Raw genomic sequence first — 21,227 nt, 5'->3', positions numbered from 1 at the left:
AAGCTAAATATCTTAAATGTTAGATATTGGAAATCATTTGGTAAACTATCAGCTTTTTGATTACCTTTGCAGGGCAAAATAAACCGAAATACGTGTTGATAATAAAATATTTATTTTAAGAACGAATCCGAAGCAAAACTACGAATAAATTAAGTAGAACGGTCGGAGGCCGTTCTATTTTGTTTTTACCACCTTTTATAATGAATAAAGTATATGGCAAAGTTACAATATTACACGGCGGAAGCTCTGGAGAAATTAAAGGCTGAGTTACATCACTTAAAGATTCAGGGTAGATCAGATATGGCTAAACAAATAGCTGAAGCCCGTGACAAAGGTGATTTAAGTGAAAATGCAGAATATGATGCAGCCAAAGATGCTCAAGGACTCTTGGAATTGAAAATCTCCAAGATGGAAGAGATTATTGCTAATGCTCGGGTCCTGGACGAATCTACCATTGATTTGTCTAAAGTGTCCATTTATTCGATTGTTCAAATTAAAAATACAAAATCAGGAGCAGTGGTAACCTATACTATTGTGTCTGAGGAGGAGGCAGATTTAAGAGCAGGTAAAATTTCAGCCTCATCTCCATTTGGTAAGGGCTTATTAGGGAAAAAAGTAGGAGAATTGGCAGAAATTCAGGCTCCAGCGGGTAAACTAGAATTTGAAATCATTTCTATTTCTCGCTAAGATTAAATCATTCATTTCTTAAAATCCCAGTCGTTCGATTGGGATTTTTTGTATTTTAGAGGATATGAATATTCATTTTGCTCATCCCATGTATTTGTGGGCCTTATCGGGATTAATCATACCTATATGGATGCATTTCTATCACAGAAAAGCGAGCAAGTGGAGGTATTATTCTGATCTAAGCTGGCTAAATAAAGTTTACCAAGAAGGAAAAGGGACAAAACAAATTCAGAAAATCTGGCTTCTTACAGCTCGATTGCTTAGTCTTATTTTTTTAATCCTTGCTTTAGCGAATCCGCTTGGGGATGGGCCGAGCCCTTCAGTAGCGGTTTCCAAACCTATTTTATACGTCGACAATAGTCCATTACAAGTCATTGCGGGTAGGAAAGCATTTTTGGAAAAGGCTCAAAACTTGCCCAAAAGTCCCAACGGACAGGCCTATCTATTTTTTAATGATTTTGAAAGTCAGGATTTTGAACTCAAAGCCTGGCCTCGAATACAAGAACAATGGAATCAAATTGGAACTGGATTAAGTCGTGTTAAACCTTCTCAAGTCATTCAACAAGCTCAACAAATTTCCGAGGAAAATCAGCAGAAAAATACCTTGTATTGGTTTTCCGATTTCCCTAAGAATAAAGCACTACCACCAATATCATCAAATGAGCCTATCGTTTTACAAAAATTGGACGGAATCCATTCGGATAATATATACGTAGATAGTATCCGTTTATCGTCCAAGTTTATTCGACCTAATTCCAACTATGACTTACTAGTACGGATGAAAAACGGAGGGACTAAGGCCGCCAAAGGCAGGCAAATTGCCTTATACATGAATGATTTTAGGATGGCAAGTCAAACTCTGAATTTAGAACCTGATGAAACGGTCGAACTTCGTTTTCCTTTTTCCTTGGCCAATTCGGGCGTTTACAAGTTGAGGTTGCAAATGGATGATCCCGTGGCCTTTGACAATAATTTTTATTTCTTGTTGCAGAGTTCAGCCCCAAGAAAAATTTACGTAGTGGGAAATCAAGCACAAAGTTTAGAGAAGGTATTTGAGAAAGAAGAATTTTTCGAGTTCAAGCAAGTTACGACTTCGGAACTTTTACCGGCTCGTTTGCCGGAAGATGCATTTGTATGTTTAGTAGGCGTAGAAAATCTAAAAGCTTCAGATTGGAAGGCTTTGAATCAATGGGTGAGTCAAGGACATTCGCTGGCCATCATTCCCAATCAGAATCCCAATGAGGCCACACTTCAAGATATCAATCGTTTTTTGGCGGGTTCAGGTAAGCAAATGGCGGTCACCTCGTCTTCTACTCTCCCAGTCCAACAAGTATCTACGAAGCAAGCTTTTTTTCAGGAAATTTTGGCTAAGAGAACAAAAGAAAATGCTGCTAAATTATGGACTTCTAAACCCCTTTGGGAATGGAATCCAGGGAAAGAGGTCTTGATTTCCTGGATGAACGGGAAGCCATTTTTAGAAAAAATTAACCTGGGTCAAGGGAAGGTTTTTATGTTTGCTTCTCAAGTTTTGGGTCCTCAAGATGGATTTAATAAGCATGGATTATTTTTGCCTGTTTGGCATGAGATGGTATTGTCTAGTGCTTCTAATCCCGTTTTACATCAGCGCATTTCTTCTCATGGGATTGAAGTGAAAGCCAGCCCTAATTTTATCTATCAATCCGCAGAAAAAAGTTTGTTGATTTGGAATAAATCGGGCCAAAGGTTCATCCCAGAGCAAAATTGGCTAGGAAAATCCTGGTTGTGTCGAATTCCTTTAGCGATGATGCAAGACCTGAGGTCTGGTGCGAATGGATTTGTAGAAGCACAGGTTGATGGAAAAACCATGGCTCATTTGGCATTAAATTATCCTAAAGAATTCAGTCAGCTTGCCAGCTATTCTTTGGAGGAATTGAAAGATCATTATCGAGGTCAGTCGCTCGTGAAGGTTGAGCAAGAGGTACCAGAGGGACTTGGTGAAGCGCCGGAGAGAAAAAGCTGGGCCTTATGGTGTTTCAGTTTGGCCTTACTTTGCTTTTTCTTAGAGATGGCTATGGTGTTGTGGAATAGTCAATCCTTAAGAACGGGCGCCGTAAATCGCTGAACCCACACGGACCATGGTAGAACCTAGTTTGGCAGCTAAAAGGTAGTCGCCAGACATGCCCATAGAAAGTTCTTTCCACTCAACTAAGCCTGTTTGATAAGCTATTTTTTGACCTTGTAACTCGTCAAATAATTCCTTTAAAGAACTAAATTCTTTGGCAATTTGATTGTCATTTTCTGTAAAACTTGCCATGCCCATAAGTCCTTGTATTCGAATATGACTCAAGGAAGCAAATTCGGGACTGGCTAGTATTTCAAGTAATTCCTCTTTGCTTAGACCAAACTTGCTTTCTTCTTGAGCGATATACATTTGGAATAGGCAAGAAATAATACGTCCATTTTTTTTTCCTTGACTATCTATTTCCTTTAAAAGACGAAAGGAGTCCACAGAATGGATTAGATGAACGAAAGGAGCAATGTATTTTACTTTGTTAGTTTGCAAATGCCCAATTTGGTGCCAACGAATATCAGAGGCAAGTTGTGCTTGCTTTTCCACCATTTCTTGCACTCGGTTTTCTCCAAAATCCTTAATGCCAGCTTCATAGGTAGCTTGTAGCTCAGCTATGCTTCGGGTTTTGGTAACTGCAATGAGTTTCGCTTGGCTACCTTGCAATTGCGCTTGGATGTTGGCAATGTGTTGGGCAATGGACATGCTTGAATTTTGAAAAGAATGAATGAAGAAAAAAATAAAAGTAAAATTAATTTATTATTTTTGAATCTAGGAGCTTGTTCCACCAAGGCTCCGAAAAATAGAAAAATTTGAACATGGATTCAGATAATATGAGTTCCAAAGAAAAAAGTCAGCAGCGGATAATTGTAGTGCTTGCTTTGCTTCTTCTCATCATGAGTGGGCTCTGGATAAGTGAGCGCTATCAAATTCAGCTATTTTCATTTGGTGATACCCAGGAGAAGTTTGCAGAAAATGCCAGTGAGCAGTTGGATTCTATATCCAAGCAGCTTCAATTACGCATGATCCAAATCAAGAAATTAGGCGGCCGAGTGAGCGAGTTGGAGATGGCTCGTGAACAAATCCTAGGGGATAAAAAGGAATTGGCAGAGAATCCCAAAATGAATGAAGAAGATTTTAAGCAAAAATTAGCCTATTATCTCCGTCTGTTGGGATTGAAAGATTTGGAAATCAAAAAGTTGCGAAAAGAAAATACATTTTTGATAGCTAGAAATGATTCCTTGAGTAGAGAGGCGAAGATTTTGCAGGTAGGTTTATCCAATGTTCAGAAGGCCTTGAAGGATTCATCTGAAACCTTTGGAGTAAAGCAGAGAGAGTTGAACGAGCGTTCCAGGATTTTGGAAGTACGTAATCAAGAATTAGTAGAAAAGGTTTCCGTGGCGGCGGCTTTACGTGCTGAGGGGGTTAATGTGTATGCCATTTCATCCAGAGGAAAGGAAGTGGGAATTCATAAATCAAAGAAGATTGATAAGATAAGAGTGATTTTCCATTTACAAGAAAATCCATTGGCAACTAAAGAGGTAAAAACGATCTATTTACGTATCATTGAGCCTACTGGTCAAACCTTATCGGATTATTCACTGGGCTCAGGTACCTTCAGTTTTAAAGGGAAAGACTTATCCTACACAGCTAAGCAACGTATTTTTTACGAAAATAATCACCAGTCGGTCGAATTTATCTACGCACGTGCGGTACCTTATCGTGAGGGTAAGCATGAGATTGAGCTGTATGCAGAGGGCTTCTTAATTGGTCTGGGCTCATTTGAGGTACGCTAAGCAATTTTTTCATTCAAGTTTTTAATTGTGAAGTATTTTTGATACTTTTGCAGTCCAATTTTAATTTTTTACTAACAACAATTTTTTATGGAATTAAAAAACTATGAAACGGTGTTCATTTTAACTCCCGTTTTGTCTGAGCAACAGACGAAGGACGCCGTTGAAAAATTCAAGAAAGTGTTGGTAGATAACGGTGCACAAATTGTTCACGAAGATGCATGGGGCTTACGTAAGTTAGCTTACCCAATTCAGAACAAGCACACAGGTTATTACCAGATTTTTGAATTTTTAGCCGCACCAGCTTTAATAGCTAAGCTTGAAATTGAATACAAGCGTGATGAGAAGGTTATTCGCTTCTTAACATTAGCCTTGGACAAGCACGCAGTTGCGTACAATGAGAAAAAGAGAAAAGGTTTAGTAGGAAGAAAACCAGAAAAAACAGAAGCATAAGATGACACTTGTAAACGAACCTGTAGATAAAAATAGTAATCGGAAAAAGTATTGCCGATTTAAGAAATCGGGAATCAAATACATTGATTATAAAAATCCAGATTACTTATTAAAGTTAGTGAATGAGCAAGGAAAAATCTTGCCTCGTCGTATCACTGGTACTTCGTTGAAGTTTCAACGTAAAGTAGCGCAAGCGGTAAAAAGATCTCGTCACTTGGCCTTAATGCCATATGTAGCAGACGGTTTAAAATAAACCAGTTACATCCTAAAAACATTTGATTTAAATAAAAATGGAAATAATATTAAAAACGGATATTGCTGGATTAGGCTACAAGAACGATGTCGTGGTTGTGAAACCAGGTTACGGTCGTAATTACCTAATTCCACAAGGTTTTGCCATGATGGCAACACCATCCAACCGCAAGGTCTTGGCTGAAAACATCAAGCAAGCGGCTCACAAAGTGGAAAAGATTCGTCAAGATGCAGCTGATTTAGCAGCTTCAATCGGCGATTTGAATTTAACCATCGTTGCTAAAACAGGTGATAGTGGTAAAATCTTCGGTCGTGTTACTAGCCTTCAGATTTCAGAAATGTTGAAAGAAAAAGGTTTTGATGTAGATCGCAAGAAAATCTCTTTTGATAGTGAAGTAAAAACTATCGGAGATTATTCTGCTACCTTAGATTTACACAAAGAAGTGAAGCATAAAGTAACTTTCTCAGTAGTTTCGGAATAAGAAACTCTGGATTGAAACTCAAAAGAAGTCGTATCAGGTTTATTCTGGTACGACTTTCTTTTTTATAGACTTTTAGCATTTAGATTATATCCCTAAATTAGCAAACAAAATATTCCTCATGAAGAAAAGTTTACTGGCACTATTGATTGGCATGTGCATTCAGACTGCTCAGGCACAAGTTAAAATTAGCTATCCGCACCTGCGGCAAGTTTTTCAGAGAAATAATCTAAATGAAGCGACATTTTCAGTTTTAGGAAACTATACAGGAACAGTGGATCAGGTTCAGGCTAAACTAATTCCGGTGGAGGCTGGTCAAGGTCAACCATTGGATTGGTTTACATTGGATGCAAAGCCTAAGGCTGGACTATTTCAAGGAAGTATCAAGGTCCAAGGGGGCTGGTACCAACTCTTAGTTAGGACATTAGTCAATCAACAAGTCAAAGATAGTACACTCCTATCCCGCGTAGGGGTGGGTGAAAATTTTATCATTTCAGGACAGTCCAATGCCGAGGGGACATTTCGCAGACCCAATGATACCGAGGCCACAGATGATCGGGTAATTGCCGCCAATTTTTTCAATTATTTCAAAGAATATAATCCAAGTACCAATAATAAATACATTGGAGAATATAGTTTGGATTATCCCATGACGGAATTCAGAAAGATTGACTCTACTGTTACCATAGGACCTATGGGACTTTCGAATTTTTATTGGCCTATTCTAGGAGATTCCCTGGTTAAAAAATACAATGTTCCAGTTTGTTTTATCAACACAGCTTGGTTAGGGACGGGGATAAAAAATTGGGCGGAGTCTTCACGTGGGCTACTCACGGCGAGTCAGTGGGCGCCAGAGATTTATTATCCCAAGGGATTTCCTTATGCCAATTTGAAGAGAGCGGTGGAAGTATTTGGACAAAAGAATGGTGTTCGAGCGATTTTGTGGCATCAAGGAGAAAATGATGCTTTTCATAAGACAAGCTACGCCGATTATAAAAACTACCTGTTAGAAGTCATCACGACCTTGCGAAAACATACGGGAATGGACGTACCTTGGATAATTGCAGAAGCTTCTTCCGTTTCTGTTCAATTGTCAGACGGAAGCTGTACGCCCACACTGTGGTCGACAGATATTGTTCAAGCGCAGAAGGATGTTGTAAGTACTAGTGGTGTTCCTTTTTTATTTTCGGGCCCTAATACGGAAGATGTTGAAATACCTAGAAAATCAGATTGTATTCACTTTTCTCGAGGTGCTTATCTGACTTTAGCCGACCTGTGGTATCAAAAAATCTCGAAACAATTGGATGCTATTAAAACTCCAATTATCCCAAAAGCAATGCCAAATATTCAAATTGCTTGTTCTCCGAACTATGAACTTTCTGTAGATTTATCAACAAATTTCAAGAAGGTAACTTGGTTAAATGCTAGCTCCGCTAAAATAGGAACTCAGCTAAAAAATCAATTGCTTGGTACAGGTGATTATTCTGCCATTTTAGAGGATGATTTAGGCAATCAGTTTACTGTTCCTAATTTTAGTTTGAATACGTTCCCAATTCCAGCTAAACCTAGAATTTCTGTGTTAGGAGATACTTTAATGTGTGAAGGCAAATCCGTTGAGTTAAAAGCTTTAGGAAGTGGTGTAAATTATTCTTGGTCCAATGGCTTCCAAGGACTTAGTCAGACCATTAAGACAACTGGTTCATTTCAGGTAAAGACTACAGATGCCAATGGCTGTATTTCTGATTATTCCAATAAAGTTCAAGTTCAAACCTTCCCGCAGCCTGTCGCTTCGATAACGACCTTTGGGCCATATATGTTGAAACTGAATACTACTCAGTTAGACCCTCAAATAAATTACCAATGGGAGTTAAATGGAGTGTCATTAGGTGAGAAATCCAATTTGTTGCGCGTGAGGTCTTCGGGTAAATATGCGCTCACCCTTTCTAAGCGATATACGAACACCTTGACTTGCCTCAGTGCCAAAGCAGAGTTTGATTATACCTTACCAGCTGATGGTGGCATGTCGATTTTCCCTAATCCTGCCAGTAACGAGGTCAATATTGAATGTATTAACAGTCTTGCTGGGGCAGAATTTTTATTGTACAATTGGGACGGTCGTTTGGCCTTGCAAGGAAAAATCAGTCAAGATGGGGCCTTTAATTTGAATTTAGCAGGAATCTACTCGGGTAAATATCAACTTGTCTTGAAGTCGGAAGGACAAGTATTTAACAAAAGTCTGATAGTCGTTAAATAATCCGACGATCGATCAATTTGGGTGATATACAAGAGCACAAAAAAGCCCCTTATTTAAGGGGCTTTTTAATGAGTATGCTAAGAATTATTTACCTAGAGCAGCTTTTAAATTTTCATCTAAAGCGGTCAAGAATTCTTCTGTATACAAGTAGTGTTCTCCATGCTGAACTTTATTTCCATGGATACAAACAGCTAAATCTTTAGTCATTTTACCAGACTCCACTGTTTCAATACAAACCTTTTCTAAGGTTTGGCAGAAATTAATTAAAGCTTGGTTATTGTCTAATTTACCACGGAATTCCAAACCACGAGTCCATGCGAAGATAGAAGCGATAGGGTTGGTAGAAGTGGGTTTACCTGCTTGGTGATCACGGTAGTGACGAGTCACTGTTCCGTGGGCAGCCTCAGCTTCCATTACTTTACCGTCTGGAGTAATTAACACGGAAGTCATTAAGCCTAAAGAACCAAATCCTTGAGCAACAGTATCTGACTGAACATCTCCGTCATAGTTTTTACATGCCCAAACAAAATTTCCATTCCATTTCAAGGCAGAAGCCACCATGTCGTCAATCAAACGGTGCTCATATACGATGCCTTTGGCATCAAATTGCGCTTTGTAATCAGCCAAATAAATTTCTTCAAATATATCTTTAAAACGACCATCGTATTTCTTTAAAATGGTGTTTTTAGTCGATAAGTATAAAGGCCATCCCTTGCTCAAAGCCATGTTGAAACATGAGTGAGCAAAACCACGGATAGACTCGTCTGTATTGTACATCGTTAAGGCTACACCATCACCTTTGAAATTGTACACTTCAAAAGTTTGAGCATCACCTCCATCCTCCGGAGTGAAAGTAACAGTTAATTTTCCTTTTCCTTTGGTTACGAAGTCCGTAGCACGGTATTGATCACCAAATGCGTGACGACCAATCATGATAGGAGCAGTCCAATTAGGAACTAAGCGAGGTACATTGGCACAAACGATAGGCTCTCTAAATACGGTTCCGTCCAGGATATTACGGATGGTACCATTAGGTGATTTCCACATTTGCTTTAAACCAAACTCAGTTACACGAGCTTCGTCCGGAGTAATAGTAGCACATTTGATACCAACTCCATATTTTTTGATGGCTTCAGCAGCCTCTATCGTTACTTGATCATTGGTTTCATCACGGTATTCTACCCCTAAATCATAGTATTTAATATCTAAATCTAGGTAAGGTAAGATCAATTTATCTTTGATGAATTTCCAAATGATTCGGGTCATTTCGTCCCCATCAAGTTCTACGACTGGGTTAGCTACTTTAATTTTTTCCATTGTTTAAATCAAATAAAGGATGTTATGTTCATACAATTATCTGTAAGGCTTCAGATAATCCTGCAAAGGTACGGACTAAATCTTTTTTACTCCATTAATTCAGCCTAAATTTGAAGAATTTACGAAGAATTTTTTCATGGAAACGATTATTAAAATTGCCTGCCGAGATGAGAAGGGCCTTGTTCATAAGATCACAGGGATTTTATTTGAACAAATGGTGAATGTGACTCAAACAAATGAGTTTGTAGATGAGGACTCCGATCGTTTTTTTATGAGGATATCTTTTACAGGTACTTGCGATGTAGAAAAAATACAACGACAGCTTTTAGACATGCTCCCAGCCCAAGCCGAGGTTGATATAATTTCACCCAAGCAGAAGCGGGTGCTGATACTTGTCACGAAAGAACATCATTGCCTCGGAGAGTTATTGATTAAATATCAATACCAAGATTTGAATTTTAAGGTAGAAGCCGTTCTTGGTAACCACGAAGATTTGGCGCCCCTTTGTGCTCAATTTCAAGTCCCTTTTCATTTTATTTCTGCCGAAGGTTTATCCAGGGACAGGCATGAGGAATTATTGGATGAACAAATTGCCACTTACCAACCTGATTTGATAGTTTTGGCGAAATACATGCGTATTTTAACCCCTCAGTTTTCCTTGAAGCACAGGGGAAAATTAATAAATATTCATCATTCCTTTTTGCCAGCATTTATAGGTGCAAGGCCCTATCAACAAGCCTATAATCGAGGAGTGAAAATTATTGGGGCTACAGCCCATTTTGTAACGGATGATTTGGATGAAGGGCCAATTATCTGCCAAGAGGTAGTACCCGTCAATCATACCTATTCAGCCAAGGACATGTCTAAGGCCGGAAAAGATGTAGAAAAGATCGTATTGGCCAAGGCTCTGCGTTTAGTTTTAGAGGATCGAGTGTTTATTCATCAAAACAAGACGATTTTATTTGAATAAATTTTGCTCGAAAAAGCGTAAATTGCACTCCCTTTTTTAATCGATTCCACATTATGTTTGAAAATTTAAGTTCAAAGTTGAATTCTGCCATGCGTACCCTCAAGGGAAATGGCCGAATTACCGATGTCAATGTAGCTGCTACCGTCAAAGAAATCAGAAGAGCTTTGATGGATGCCGACGTGAACTATAAAGTAGCCAAGGAAATTACTGATCGAATCAAAGAGCAGGCTTTGGGTCAAAAGATTTTGATTTCAGTGGAGCCAGGTCAATTGTTGGTGAAGATTGTGCACGAAGAGTTGACCAAATTGATGGGAGGCCAAAAGCAGGATATCAATTTAAAAGGAGATCCTTCAGTGGTGTTGATTGCGGGTTTGCAAGGTTCGGGTAAGACCACTTTCTCTGGTAAATTAGCTCAATACATCAAAAAAGGAGGTCGTCAGGTATTGTTGGTAGCTTGTGATATTTACCGTCCAGCGGCGATTGACCAATTGAAAGTTTTGGGAGAGCAGGTTGGAGTAGAGGTTTATGCAGAGCCAGAAAATAAAGATGCGGTTAACATAGCTGAAAATGCTCTTTCTTATGCTCGTAAGATGGGTAAGAAGGTAGTCATTGTGGATACCGCCGGTCGTTTGGCGGTGGATGAGGCCATGATGAATGAAATAGCAGCGGTTAAGGCCGCCATTAAACCCACAGAGATTTTATTTGTAGTGGATTCCATGACGGGTCAGGATGCGGTGAATACAGCCAAAACCTTCAATGATCGCCTGGATTTTGATGGGGTTGTCTTAACTAAATTGGATGGTGATTCTCGTGGAGGTGCGGCTTTGTCTATCCGTCAGGTTGTAGAGAAACCTATTAAATTCATCTCGACGGGTGAGAAAATGGAGGCTCTGGATCAGTTTTATCCTGATCGTATGGCTAATCGTATCTTGGGCATGGGTGACGTACTTTCTTTGGTGGAGCGCGCACAACAGGCCTTTGATGAGGATGAAGCTGCCCGTTTAAATAAAAAGATTCGTCAAAATAATTTCTCTTTTGAAGATTTCTACACGCAGTTGCAGCAAATCAAGAAGATGGGAAATATCAAAGATTTGATGGGTATGGTACCTGGTATGGGCCAAGCCGTCAAAGATGTAGATATTTCGAATGATTCTTTTAAGCCCATTGAAGCAATCATTCAATCCATGACCTTGAAAGAGCGCCAAAATCCGGATATCTTGAATCCATCTCGTAAAAATCGTATCGCGGCGGGTTCAGGAACTTCTATTCAACAAGTGAATAATCTTTTGAAGCAATTTGAAGATATGCGTAAAATGATGCGCATGATGAACAAGGTGCAAGATGGAAAAATGAAAATGCCTAATATGGGTAATTTCATGAAGAGATAATTAAGCTTTATAAGCTGAGAAAAGAAAGAGGGCTTTGGCCCTCTTTCTTTGTTTATAAGACAGAACTGGATTTTCTGATTTTGACGAATTTTATAATGCTTTCGAGCAAATAAGAAATCGGAAATATGGTCATAGTTGCGACCATAATCCAAGGCATATTGGTTCGATGCCATAATGCTAAACCCAGTAAGAATACATTCATTGAAATCACGGGTAATTTATTTCTAATGAATACCACATTTAGCTGTAATACTTGGCCGTCTAGAGATAAATAGCTGGCTTGCGATTGAATGAAACCCCAGTAAATTAGATTGAATTGATTAGCTCCCTGAACTGCAGGGTCATGATGGATTATGATATCTTCATTTAAAGGATATGTTTTTCCATCTACTTGTAATTTTGTTGGAATGAGATGGGTAAAATAAAAAGGTATTTGTTGAAAATGGACAAAGGTATTCATAACTATTAGTGCTTCGAAACTGCCCATGATATATCAGCAAAGATCAAGCAGTTATGGGCAATATTATGAAATAATTGCCTGATAATAGTGTATGAAAATATAAGTTTACTGATAAAATATTACCAGTAAACTTATACTTTAAAGACAATTAAGAATTTTATTTACGAATAATGGCGCCTAATTCCTTCTCAAAGCGCTGGATGAATCGAGACATGGTAGCATCAATGACCTTGTCGGTTAAGGTCTGATTCTCATCCTGCAAAATGAAACTGATGGAATAGGATTTCTTTCCTTCCCCCAAGTTTTTACCTTCATAGACATCGAATAAGGCTACTTGCTTCAAAATGTTCTTTTCCGTTTGATCCGCCAGTCTTTGAATGGACTGGAAGCTAACTTCTTTGTCTAAGACCAAAGAGAGGTCACGACGTACTTCAGGAAATTTTGGTATTTCTTGATAGACGAAATCTGATTTTTCCTGTTTTACCCAATAGTCCCAATCGAAATCAGCCATAAACACATCTTGCTTGACATCGAATTTCTCGGCCAATTGCGGTTGAATCATGCCTATTTCTAAACAGGCTTTCTTTTGGACAGAAATACGCAATCCATAGGCAAAGACAGAAGACCCTTCTATGGCCTCCGTATCAAATGGCTTGTTGCCCAGTTTTTGCATCACTGCTTGACAAACCTGATATAGGTGGTGTAATTGAGTTTTTTGAGGACTGGCATCCCAGGTTTCTCCTTGCCATAAACCCGTGGCATAGAGGGCTGCATGGCGCTTCTCTATGTATTTGTTGCCTTTTTTATGATAAGTTTTCCCAAACTCCACCAATTTTAAATCTTTTTGACGGCGGTTGATATTATGAGCTAAAGCCTCTAAACCATGGAACACCATGTGTTGGCGCATGACCCCTAAATCTTCCGATAGTTTATTTAAAATTTCTACTGTCTCAAAGTTTAAATCCTTTTGAATCCAAGAATGAAATTCTGCTTTGGTCAAGGAATTGCTGATAATCTCCTGAAAACCTTTTGCCGCTAATTGTAGTGAAAGGTCCTTTTGCACTTTTTCTTTGTCCAAAGCCGGAAACTCAGAAATGAAATGCGCGCTAAGATGATCAGATAAAGGAATATTATCTAAGCCATGAATTCTCAAAATTTCTTCAATAACATCCGCTTCACGAGTCACATCTACCCGATAGGCAGGTGCCAAGGCAGTAAAACCTTGTTCGGATACATGAGTAATTTCAAAATCCAATGCCTTCAAAATTTCTTGAATGCGCGAAGGAGCTAATTCTATTCCCATGATGGAATGAATTCGCTCATAAGTCATATCGATGGATGCCAAGGTAGCTTTGTTCGGGTAGTAGTCCACTAATTGAGAGGCTACCTTTCCCCCCGCTAATTCTTGAATCAAGATGGTCGCGTATTGCAAAGCCAATAATTTTGCCTCTATATCAGTTCCACGCTCAAAACGGAAAGAGGCATCTGTTTTTAAACCATGTACTTGTGATGATTTACGGATGCGCTCGGGTTTGAAATAGGCTACTTCCAAAAATACCTTTTGAGTGCTATCTTGAATACTCGAGCCCGCGCCACCCATAATTCCAGCCAAACCAATCGGCCCAGAGGCATCACAGATCATGATTTCTTCCCCATCTAATTTTCTTTCTACACCATCCAAGGTGGTAAATGGAGTGCCCGCGGCCAAGGTTTTGACGATCAATTGTTGTCCTTTGATTTGATCCCAATCATAAGCATGCATCGGTTGACCTAATCCATGACAAATGAAATTTGTGATGTCGACAATGTTATTGATGGGACGCAAACCAATGGCTTGCAAGCGTTCTTTTAACCATTCCGGAGAAGGGCCTACTTGCACTTGATCTAAACTGATGCCACAAAAGCGGGTGCAGCCATCATCCTCAATTTTGACTTCGATAGGTAATTTATCTTCCGCATCTTGGAAAGCAGAAACATCAGGTAATGTGATGGACAATCCACTCACTGCTCTAATGTCCCTAGCTACGCCCCAATGGGAAGCCGCATCGGCACGGTTAGGAGTAAGACCAATTTCTAATACTAAATCCGATTGAATATTGAAGTATTTAGTGGCTGGAGTGCCGTTGGGTAAGTCCGTATCAAGCACTAAAATTCCATCATGTGAATCTCCTATTCCAATTTCGTCCTCAGCACAAATCATTCCCTCGGAAGCCTGTCCATATACCTTGCGTTTTTCGATGGTAAAAAGCGCTTTTCCTTCTTTATCGTATAAAGTGGTACCTGGGGTAGCCACAATGACCTTTTGTCCTTGAGCCACATTGGCTGCTCCACATACGATATGTAATAATTCCTCCAGGCCGACATCCACGGTAGTAGCGCTTAACGTTTTTTCTTTCACCTGGAATTTTTCACAACTCATCACTTCGCCCACCACAAAGCCCTTTAAACCGCCAGGTATTTGGTCGTGTGATTCAATGCCCTCCACCTCTAGACCCGTATTGGTTAATAATACATCTAGTTCTTCTGGGCTGCCTTGATGAGGAAGTTGAGATAAATCAATAAAATCTTTAAGCCAAGTAGTTGAAATCTTCATATTTGATTACCTAGGGAATTTCATTTTGTAATCCACAGAAACTTTTCCGCGGGTGATATCAGTCAATTTATTTTTAATCAATCGTTTTTTAACCACATTCAAATGATCGGTGAATAGAATGCCTTCGATATGGTCATATTCATGTTGAATAATTCGAGCGGCAAGGCCTTCGAATACCTCCTCTTTCTCTTCCCAATTCTCGGTGAAATAATGAATTTTCACATATTCTGGCCGCCAAACTTCACCTCGAATTCCAGGGATGGAAAGGCATCCTTCTTCAAATCCCCATTCTTCCCCGGTTTCTTCGATGATAGTAGGGTTGACAAAAACCTTTTTAAAATCAATGAGCGAGGTGTCTATATCTTCATCCTCTTCACCTTCATTCATAGGGCGGCCGTCCACGACGAACAATCGAATGTCTTTACCTATTTGAGGTGCAGCTAATCCTACACCACTAGCAGCATACATGGTTTCAAACATATCATCTGCCAAGGTGATTAAATCAATACTGCCAGGTTCAATGTCCTTGGCCACTTTCCTTAAGACAGGATCACCGTAAGGTATGATGGGATAAATCATAATCAATGGAATTCAAACTACGAATTTAACTAAATTAAATGGAATGCTTGCTAAATGGCTGAGCTTAGAAAGGACTTAGCAGGGCTGATTTCAGTATATTTTTTGTAATTTAGCAGGATTAAAACCTGAGTAGCAATTTAACCCAGAAAAATATCATGAATAGAAACTTCTTTAAAGCCCACCCATGGCATGGAATTCAAATCGGAGATCAAATGCCAGAATTGGTGACGGCTTTTATTGAAATTGTGCCTACGGATACCGTTAAATATGAAATTGATAAGCAAACAGGCTATTTGAAGATTGATCGTCCTCAAAAGTTTTCCAATATTGTTCCTGCCTTATACGGCTTTTTACCTCAAACTTATTGCGCGGAAGGCATTGCTGAGTTAGCAAGGAAATATTCTGGAAAGGAAATTTTACAAGGAGACGGTGACCCATTAGATATTTGTGTCCTGTCTGAGAGAGCTATTACTCATGGCGATATTTTATGTCAAGCCATTCCTATTGGTGGAATACGTATGATTGATAAGGGTGAAGCAGATGATAAGATCATTGCGGTATTGAAAGATGATCCTATTTACGGTAAGTGGAGAGATATTTCTGAGGCTCCCAAAGATATTGTTCAAAGAATTAGGCATTATTTTTGGACTTATAAAATGTTGCCAGGGGAAACGAGTTCATTGGCAGTGGACATCGACGATGTATATGGCCGAGAAGTGGCACATGAAGTGATTAAGCAATCAAGAGAAGATTACCGTAAAAATTTCGGATAGACATTTCTCCGTTGTTTGTTGGAATTTTCCTTTGAACATATTTTGTGATGGATTGTTAAGTAATGACATCAAATTCGCAAGTAAATTCAAATGTATATGTGGCAATTTGTTAAATACACACTAGCGACCATAGTTGGCATGTTTTTGTTTCTTCTAGTAAGCATCATTTTACTAGTAGGAGTGGGTTCGGCTATGAGTTCATCTGATTCCGTTTATGAGGTAAAGGAAAACTCCATTTTGAAATTGGACTTGAATCGCCCCATGGCAGAAAATGCCTCGGATGAGGATAATCCCTTCGCAGAAATACCTAATCCTTTTTTTTCAAGTACCGAAAAGGTAGGTTTAATTCAAATCATTTCGGCCTTGGAGAGAGCTCGCGTGGACGATAAAATCAAAGGTATCTATTTGGATATAAGCTTCCCAATGGCAGGATATGCCCAGCTGTCTGAAATTAGGGACGCTTTAGAGAAGTTTAAGAAGTCTGGGAAATTTGTTTATGCCTATTCCAATTCTTACTCAGAAAAGGCATATTATTTAGCTTCTGTTGCCAATCAAGTCTACTTGAATCCATCAGGATTATTGGATTTTAATGGTATTTCAGTTCAATATATGTTTTACAAAAAGGCATTTGATAAACTGGAAATCGAACCTTTGGTATTTCGCGTGGGAACGTATAAGTCGGCAGTGGAGCCATTTATTCGAGAAGATATGAGTCCTGAAAATAAGGAACAAACCTTATCATTTATTCGATCCATCAATCATGTAGTATTTAATAAAATATCCCTCAGTAAGGGCTTGTCCATTCCTAAATTGGATCGAATTGCGGATAGTCTTCAAGCCATGAATCCTCAAAAAGCGGAAAAGCTAGGTATGTTGAAATTGGGTTATTGGGATCAATTTGAGTCCTTATTGAAAAAATCAATAAAGATTGGGGATAAAGAAAAATTATCTTTGGTCAAATTAACGGATTATTTACACGCAAAAAATCCCATCCCAGAGGTAGAAGGAACGAAGAAAATAGCTATTTTGGTGGCAGAAGGTGAAATTGTTGGTACTAGAGGGGGAGAAGGCTCAATTGGCTCGGATGATTTTGTAAAAGAACTTAGGAAATTAAGGGACAATAGTTCTGTAAAGGCTATTGTTTTACGAATTGATTCCCCAGGAGGATCATCTTTGGCATCGGATATTATGTGGCGAGAGATTTTATTGGCCAAAAAAGTGAAGCCTGTCATTGCTTCTATGTCTAATTATGCTGCTTCCGGGGGTTACTATATGGCTATGGGGGCAGATGTGATTGTGGCACAGCCAACTACGATAACTGGTTCCATTGGCATATTTGCTCAATGGTTAAATTTGGATAATTTCTTTAAAAATAAACTTGGTATTACCCAAGATCATGTGAGTACCCATGAGCATTCACATTTTTTAAATTCTGCAGGTCAATTAACCGATTTCGAGAAGTCGATTATTCAAAATATGGTCAATAAGGGCTATGAGAGTTTTACGACCAAGGCTGCTGAGGGCAGAAAAATGTCGGTTGAAAAATTAAAATCATTGGCGGGAGGAAGAGTTTGGACGGGGGAGCAAGCCCAAAAGAATGGATTAGTAGATGAGTTGGGAGGATTGGATAAGGCTATTGCCATAGCTGCTCAAAAATCTAAGTTGAAAGATGGTGACTATAAAGTAGCGGTTTACCCAAAGGCAAAGTCTTTTTTTGATACACTTCTGGAATCAGCTACCTCTTCTGAAAGTATGGAATTACGTTGGGCCCAATCCAATATCCCTTGGGCTAAATCAATCTTTGAATTGGACCGCATCAAAAAGAGAGAAGGCTTTTTGGCTATGATGCCTTACATGATGGAATTGGATTAGTGTTTCGTGGTAAAAGATTTTCAAAGTATCTTTGGTAAAAATTTAAAATATGATTCGTAATAATTGGACTCGTGCTGAGGTGGAGGCGATTTTTAATCAACCGTTTTTAGACTTGGTTTATCAAGCTGCCACGGTACATCGTCAATACCATGATCCCAATGAGGTACAAATCAGCACTTTGTTGTCCATTAAAACAGGTGGTTGTCCAGAAGATTGTTCCTATTGTTCTCAAGCAGCTAGATATCATACCAATGTGAAGGTTCATAAATTATTACCTTATCAAGAGGTAATAGAAGCAGCATTGAGAGCCAAAGAAAATGGAAGTTCTCGATTTTGTATGGGTGCAGCTTGGAGAGAGGTACGCGATAATTCTGATTTTGATAAAGTCTTGGATATGGTGAAGGGGGTTAACTCCCTAGGTATGGAGGTTTGTTGTACCCTTGGTATGTTGACGGAGCAACAAGCCGAGCGCCTTAAAGAGGCGGGTTTGTATGCCTATAATCACAATATTGATACGAGTGAGGAATATTATGATGATGTGGTTTCCACGCGTACCTATGATGATCGTTTAGAGACCTTAGGCAATGTGCGGAAAGCAAATATTTCTGTTTGCTCGGGTGGAATTATTGGTATGGGAGAAAGTGTGGATGATAGAATTGGCATGTTATTGACTCTAGCCAATTTGCCAGAGCATCCAGAGTCTGTGCCAGTAAACAATTTGGTGCCTGTTGAGGGAACTCCATTTGAGAATCAAAAAACAGCATCTGTTTGGGAATTGGTTCGTGTGATTGCTACCGCCAGAATAATGATGCCTAAGTCGGCAGTGCGTTTATCAGCAGGTCGTTTGGAATTAAATTACGAAGGTCAAGCCTTTTGTTTTATGGCGGGTGCGAATTCGATTTTTTCAGGAGATGTGTTGTTAACTACGCCTAATCCAGATGCTAAATCGGATGCTGAGTTATTTCAAATATTGAATATTAAGCCTAAAGAGGCATTTAAGGATGCTAAAAAGCAAGGTATTGAATTCAATCAAATTCCTAGTGCACAGGGGCTAGAACATAAGCATTAATCTATCTTTAAAGCTTAAATGGGCAGAGATTTATCTCTGCCCATTTATTTTTATAGGGGTGTGTCTAGCACTAGTTTATAGTTTTTTTTTCATGGTAAAATGCTGAATGCTACCAAATAAAAGATAGGATTCTTTTTCGATGCGGTATCCTAAACTTTGATAAAAAGGGACTGCATTTTCTCTAGCCTCTAATATAATTTCTTTCCAGTATAGTGCTTTCGCTTGCTGTTCTAGGTTTTGCATTAGTAATTTTCCTATTCCTCGCCCTTGGTGGGCTTCATCTACAGCCACACATCTTACTTGTCCCTGTCCAGCCTTGGATTGATGCATTCGTGCAGCTCCTATTACCTGTTTATTTTCAATAGCCATGACATGGATGGCCTCGGAATCGTCAGCTAAGTGTTCTGAACCAGCTGGTTGATTCCAAGGTTCGCGTAGAACCGTGAAACGAAGCTGAAAATAGGCTTCCCATTCCTCTGGATTCTCTGGACTACGGATTTCCATGAAAATATGATTGTGGTGAAAAATGTAACGCTGTCAAGGTTTTAAACCTTGACAGCGTTGGAAAATTTAGTGAAAATAGCTGATTCTAGCCACTGTAAGTTTCTACTACTTGATAACTCTTTCAAATAATCAAGTTCTAGATTATTTAGCGAAATTCACGGCACGCATTTCGCGAATTACCGTAACTTTAATCTGACCTGGATATTGCATTTCTTTCTCAATTTTTTGTGAGATATCGAAAGATAAATTGGATGCTTTTTCATCAGTTACACTTTCTGAATCCACCATGATTCGTAACTCACGTCCAGCTTGGATGGCATAGCATTTTTGTACACCATCAAATGAAGTAGCTAGTGCTTCTAAATCACGTAAGCGCTTCATGTAAGACTCCATCATCTCACGTCTAGCTCCTGGTCTAGAGCCAGAAATGGCATCGCAAACTTGGATGATAGGGGAGATCATTGAAGTCATCTCAATCTCATCGTGGTGAGCACCGATGGCATTACATACCTCAGGATGTTCCTTGTATTTTTGAGCCAGTTCCATACCCAATAAAGCGTGTGGTAACTCCGGCTCCTCATGCCAAACTTTACCAATATCGTGCAATAAACCAGCACGCTTGGCCAACTTAGCATTTAATCCTAGTTCAGCTGCCATGGTAGCACAAAGTTTTGCTACCTCACGGGAGTGTTGTAAAAGGTTTTGACCATATGAAGATCTGAAACGCATACGACCAATCATCTTGATTAACTCAGGGTGTAATCCATGAATGCCTAAATCAATGACCGTCTTTTCTCCGATTTCTATAATTTCATCTTCAATATTTTTCTTGGTTTTGTTGACCACCTCTTCAATTCGAGCTGGGTGGATACGTCCGTCCTGTACCAAACGGTGTAAGGATAAACGGGCAATCTCTCTTCTAACAGGATCAAAACCAGAAATAATGATGGCTTCTGGAGTATCATCTACTATGAATTCAACTCCAGTAGCGGCTTCCAGCGCACGGATATTTCTACCTTCACGACCAATGATTTTTCCTTTGACATCGTCTGATTCAATATTGAATACTGATACGCAGTTTTCAATGGCATTCTCTGCCGCAGTTCGTTGGATAGTTTCAATAACCACTTTTTTGGCTTCCTTGGTAGCGGTTAATTTCGCTTCTTCTATCGCTTGTTTTACCAATGAACTTGCTTTACTTTCAGCTTCCGCTTTTAAAGCATCCATGATTTGTTGACGAGCCTCATCCGCAGAAAGCCCAGCAATTTTTTCGAGCTGACTGATTTGTGTGGCCAACATGGCCTCGGCCTCTTGACGTTTTTTCTCAACATCCTCTAGTTTTTTGCGGTAATTGTCTTCTTTGGATTGCAAACTTTGTTTTTGAGAATTCAATTCCTGCTCTGCTTGTCTTTGTTGTTCTTGTTGTTGATTTAATTGACGCTCTTTTTCACGCAATTTTTGCTCATTTTCAACCAAAATAGCTTTTTTACCCTGAGTATCTTCCTCAAATTCAGCTCTTAAGCGAAGGAAATTTTCCTTGGCTTCCAACATACGGTCTTTTTTGAGATTTTCTGCAGCGATTTCTGCATTTTTGAGGATATCATCCGCCTTCCTTTTGGCATCTTCCTCTATGTTTTTATTCACTTTAGAAAAGAAAACTTTTCCAGTAAATACGCCACCTGCTAAACAGACGATGGCTATCATTATTTCTAATATCATGGAACCTTTGGTTTTTTA

At 39.2% G+C, this 21,227-nt stretch carries 19 protein-coding genes; 12 read left to right on the top strand and 7 right to left on the bottom strand.

The window, feature by feature from the left end; genetic code table 11:
* The first annotated feature begins 213 nt into the window (after positions 1 to 213).
* Entirely contained in the window at positions 214 to 687 is a 474-nt protein-coding gene (gene greA / locus ESB04_RS04300; RefSeq protein WP_129026488.1) for a transcription elongation factor GreA, read from the top strand.
* Between the two features lie 64 nt (positions 688 to 751).
* The gene (locus ESB04_RS04295) at positions 752 to 2,788 is read left to right on the top strand and encodes a BatA domain-containing protein (protein WP_129026487.1); all 2,037 of its coding nucleotides are present in this window, start codon (positions 752 to 754) and stop codon (positions 2,786 to 2,788) included.
* On the opposite strand, the gene ESB04_RS04290 is transcribed toward ESB04_RS04295, so the two are convergent.
* Entirely contained in the window at positions 2,762 to 3,439 is a 678-nt protein-coding gene (locus ESB04_RS04290; protein WP_129026486.1) for a YggS family pyridoxal phosphate-dependent enzyme, read from the bottom strand. The genes ESB04_RS04295 and ESB04_RS04290 overlap by 27 nt on opposite strands.
* 113 nt (positions 3,440 to 3,552) lie before the next feature.
* Here ESB04_RS04290 and ESB04_RS04285 point away from each other — a divergent pair, with 113 nt between their 5' ends.
* From ESB04_RS04285 to ESB04_RS04265, 5 genes are all read left to right on the top strand, one after another.
* A complete protein-coding gene (locus ESB04_RS04285) occupies positions 3,553 to 4,530 on the top strand; it encodes a hypothetical protein (RefSeq protein ID WP_129026485.1) in 978 nt (325 codons plus the stop codon).
* An 87-nt stretch (positions 4,531 to 4,617) separates the two neighbouring features.
* Positions 4,618 to 4,980, top strand: coding sequence for a 30S ribosomal protein S6 (rpsF, locus tag ESB04_RS04280; protein WP_129026484.1), 363 nt, complete (start codon positions 4,618 to 4,620; stop codon positions 4,978 to 4,980).
* 1 nt (position 4,981) lies between these two features.
* On the top strand, positions 4,982 to 5,233 hold the full coding sequence (gene rpsR / locus ESB04_RS04275; protein WP_129026483.1) for a 30S ribosomal protein S18: 252 nt from the start codon (positions 4,982 to 4,984) through the stop codon (positions 5,231 to 5,233).
* 37 nt (positions 5,234 to 5,270) lie between these two features.
* Complete coding sequence (gene rplI, locus ESB04_RS04270; RefSeq protein WP_129026482.1) at positions 5,271 to 5,714, top strand: 50S ribosomal protein L9; 444 nt, start codon at positions 5,271 to 5,273, stop codon at positions 5,712 to 5,714.
* A 118-nt stretch (positions 5,715 to 5,832) separates the two neighbouring features.
* Positions 5,833 to 7,965: a sialate O-acetylesterase gene (locus ESB04_RS04265; RefSeq protein ID WP_129026481.1), complete on the top strand. Its 2,133-nt coding sequence runs from the start codon at positions 5,833 to 5,835 to the stop codon at positions 7,963 to 7,965.
* 84 nt (positions 7,966 to 8,049) lie between these two features.
* On the opposite strand, the gene ESB04_RS04260 is transcribed toward ESB04_RS04265, so the two are convergent.
* On the bottom strand, positions 8,050 to 9,282 hold the full coding sequence (locus tag ESB04_RS04260; RefSeq protein WP_129026480.1) for an isocitrate dehydrogenase (NADP(+)): 1,233 nt from the start codon (positions 9,280 to 9,282) through the stop codon (positions 8,050 to 8,052).
* Between the two features lie 136 nt (positions 9,283 to 9,418).
* Here ESB04_RS04260 and purU point away from each other — a divergent pair, with 136 nt between their 5' ends.
* Both purU and ffh read left to right on the top strand, forming a co-directional pair.
* Complete coding sequence (gene purU / locus ESB04_RS04255; protein WP_129026479.1) at positions 9,419 to 10,252, top strand: formyltetrahydrofolate deformylase; 834 nt, start codon at positions 9,419 to 9,421, stop codon at positions 10,250 to 10,252.
* 53 nt (positions 10,253 to 10,305) lie between these two features.
* On the top strand, positions 10,306 to 11,640 hold the full coding sequence (gene ffh, locus ESB04_RS04250; RefSeq protein ID WP_129026478.1) for a signal recognition particle protein: 1,335 nt from the start codon (positions 10,306 to 10,308) through the stop codon (positions 11,638 to 11,640).
* A 52-nt stretch (positions 11,641 to 11,692) separates the two neighbouring features.
* On the opposite strand, the gene ESB04_RS04245 is transcribed toward ffh, so the two are convergent.
* From ESB04_RS04245 to def, 3 genes are all read right to left on the bottom strand, one after another.
* Positions 11,693 to 12,100, bottom strand: coding sequence for a hypothetical protein (locus ESB04_RS04245; RefSeq protein ID WP_129026477.1), 408 nt, complete (start codon positions 12,098 to 12,100; stop codon positions 11,693 to 11,695).
* Positions 12,101 to 12,257: 157 nt separating this feature from the next.
* Entirely contained in the window at positions 12,258 to 14,693 is a 2,436-nt protein-coding gene (gene pheT, locus ESB04_RS04240; protein WP_129026476.1) for a phenylalanine--tRNA ligase subunit beta, read from the bottom strand.
* A gap of 6 nt (positions 14,694 to 14,699) precedes the next feature.
* Complete coding sequence (gene def, locus ESB04_RS04235; protein ID WP_129026475.1) at positions 14,700 to 15,272, bottom strand: peptide deformylase; 573 nt, start codon at positions 15,270 to 15,272, stop codon at positions 14,700 to 14,702.
* 155 nt (positions 15,273 to 15,427) lie between these two features.
* Between def and ESB04_RS04230 the strand changes: the two genes are divergently transcribed.
* From ESB04_RS04230 to bioB, 3 genes are all read left to right on the top strand, one after another.
* Positions 15,428 to 16,045: an inorganic pyrophosphatase gene (locus ESB04_RS04230; protein ID WP_129026474.1), complete on the top strand. Its 618-nt coding sequence runs from the start codon at positions 15,428 to 15,430 to the stop codon at positions 16,043 to 16,045.
* Between the two features lie 96 nt (positions 16,046 to 16,141).
* Positions 16,142 to 17,917, top strand: a complete 1,776-nt coding sequence (gene sppA / locus ESB04_RS04225) for a signal peptide peptidase SppA (RefSeq protein ID WP_164969591.1) — start codon at positions 16,142 to 16,144, stop codon at positions 17,915 to 17,917.
* Positions 17,918 to 17,966: 49 nt separating this feature from the next.
* Entirely contained in the window at positions 17,967 to 18,986 is a 1,020-nt protein-coding gene (bioB, locus tag ESB04_RS04220; protein ID WP_129026472.1) for a biotin synthase BioB, read from the top strand.
* 75 nt (positions 18,987 to 19,061) lie between these two features.
* Here the strand turns inward: bioB and ESB04_RS04215 are convergent, their stop codons facing one another.
* Both ESB04_RS04215 and rny read right to left on the bottom strand, forming a co-directional pair.
* Positions 19,062 to 19,490 (bottom strand): GNAT family N-acetyltransferase, encoded by a 429-nt coding sequence (locus tag ESB04_RS04215; RefSeq protein WP_129026471.1) that lies wholly within the window; start codon positions 19,488 to 19,490, stop codon positions 19,062 to 19,064.
* A 141-nt stretch (positions 19,491 to 19,631) separates the two neighbouring features.
* Positions 19,632 to 21,209, bottom strand: a complete 1,578-nt coding sequence (gene rny, locus ESB04_RS04210) for a ribonuclease Y (protein WP_129026470.1) — start codon at positions 21,207 to 21,209, stop codon at positions 19,632 to 19,634.
* Between the last annotated feature and the right edge of the window lie 18 nt (positions 21,210 to 21,227).

This window comes from Aquirufa rosea (assembly GCF_004118285.1).
Taxonomy (GTDB): Bacteria; Bacteroidota; Bacteroidia; order Cytophagales; family Spirosomataceae; genus Aquirufa; species Aquirufa rosea.
Note: the sequence above shows the minus strand (reverse complement) of the source record. Positions and strands in the feature narration are given on the sequence as shown.